Here is a 1,849-nt window from a genome sequence, read left to right as displayed (position 1 = left end):
ACGGTCGGCGTCGTGGACCCGGCGGCCAGTTTGAGTACCCGATCATTGTGGCCGTCAACGACGTAGATATCACCGGCGGGTCCCACGGCGATGGCCACCGGATCCAGGCCGACACCGTTGGGATTTTCAGGGCTGGGGATATCGAATGGTATCGCGACCTGGGTGGTCGAACCCGGGGCCAGTTTGCGTACTTGGCCGCCGAGTTCGTCGGCAACATAGACCTCGCCAGTACTGCCGACCGCCACGCCGTTAGGACCCTTGAGGTCGGTAAACGGCAGCACGGACACCGGATCGTTGTCGTGATCCTTGATGAAAGCCGAAATGCCCAGGGCTGCAACGACGACGGCAACGAGCACGGTTGTGCCGACGATGAGGCCGATCTTGGTGCGTCGGTTAATGTGCATGCGTAGATCGCGATTCGGCCGTGCTGGGCATCGCAGGACGATGCTGACGTACCCACGTTTGGGCCGCCATTTGAGTGGCATCCCACGGCGATCCGAGCGGGGGCGTGTACGAGAGGTCGAGCTCGCTGAGGCGGTCGACGGTCATCGTATGGAACAGCGCGGTGGCGTAAGTGTCGACACGCTTGGCGATTTCAGCGCTACGGTGTCCCACCAGTTGAGCACCCAGAAGGAGACCGCTTTGCTCATCGCCGGTGATGCGGATGTGGATGGGCGTGGCACCCGGGTAGTAGGCCTTGTGGTCGTCGGGACTCGATTGGCTAGTTGCAGGCACCCAGCCGCGATTTGCGGCGACAACTTCGTGTTCGCGAAGACCCGTGCGGGCGGCAACAAGGTCGAAGACCTTGACGACCTGGGTTCCGAGACTGCCCGCGAAGCGGGCATCACCGCCGAGCGCATTCTCGCCCGCTACGCGACCTTGCTTGTGAGCCGTGGTGCCCAGCGGGAGCCAGGTGATGCCAAGGAGTCGGTGGTGGGTGTGTACACAGTCGCCGGCCGCGAAGACGTCGGACAGGTTAGTGCGCATGGCTTCGTCGACGACGATGGCGCCTTTGACGCCGAGGTCTGCGCCGGCATCGGCGGCAAGTTCAGTGTCTGGGCGAACGCCGACGACGACCAGAATGAAATCGACCGTGCGCGAGACAGGTCGGCCATCGTGCTCGGCGGTAATGGTAAGTCCGCCCGTATCGCTTCGACTAATCGCGGTGACGGCGGTATTGGTCAGGACTTCGACGCCGTTACGTTCGAGTTCGGCGTGCACGAGGGCGCCGAGTTCCGGATCGACGGTGGGCAAGACCTCCGGCAACGCTTCGATCTGCGAGACGCGGATGCCGCGCGAGGTAAGGGCTTCGGCCATCTCGAGCCCGATATAGCCGGCGCCTACGATCGCGGCGGTCGAAGGCTGGCGTTCTTGTAGCGAATCCATGACGGCGAAGGTGTCACCCATGGAGTGCAGCAAGTGCACGCCATCGGCGGGACCCAACGCATCGGGGCCGCTGAGGCCCCGGATGGGCGGCCGGACACTTACCGCGCCGGTCCCCACGATCAGAGCGTCGTAGGGCAATTGCCGCGGTGCACCCTTCGAGTCCAGTAGGTCGAGTGTGTGCTCCTCGACATTGATGCCGGTGGCGCGGGTGTCGGTGAGCACCCGCATGCCGGTGGCGGCCAGATCGGCAGCAGTGCGATGGGCCAAGTTGGTCCAGTGCGTGACTTCACCGGAGACGTAGTACGGGATCCCGCAGATAGAGAAGTTGGGATAGGCGTCGGCGACGACCACGGTGACATTGGATTCAGGGTCGAGTTCGCGGGCCCGAAGTGCCGCGCTAATGCCGGCATCACTGCCGCCGACTGCGACGATATGACGGTGAGTCATGAAGGATCGGCTCCTG

1 protein-coding gene and 1 pseudogene are annotated in these 1,849 nt (G+C 63.8%); both read right to left on the bottom strand.

The genetic code is table 11. From position 1 onward, the window contains the following. Positions 1–404: pseudogene (locus AC5Y5O_RS31940) on the bottom strand (hypothetical protein); the annotation flags it as partial. Further along, on the bottom strand, positions 394–1,833 hold the full coding sequence (locus AC5Y5O_RS31935; protein WP_500028736.1) for an FAD-dependent oxidoreductase: 1,440 nt from the start codon (positions 1,831–1,833) through the stop codon (positions 394–396). The pseudogene AC5Y5O_RS31940 and the gene AC5Y5O_RS31935, both read right to left, overlap by 11 nt. Positions 1,834–1,849 lie beyond the last annotated feature (16 nt).

It is taken from the genome of Mycobacterium sp. NGS40, assembly GCF_059812735.1.
The sequence above is the reverse complement of the archived record's forward strand: the minus strand, read 5'-3'. Positions and strand labels throughout refer to the sequence as shown.

Excerpts from the sequence above, each read along its gene's own strand:
- AC5Y5O_RS31935 (WP_500028736.1), bottom strand. The coding sequence starts at position 1,833 with ATGACTCACCGTCATATCGTCGCAGTCGGCGGCAGTGATGCCGGCATT.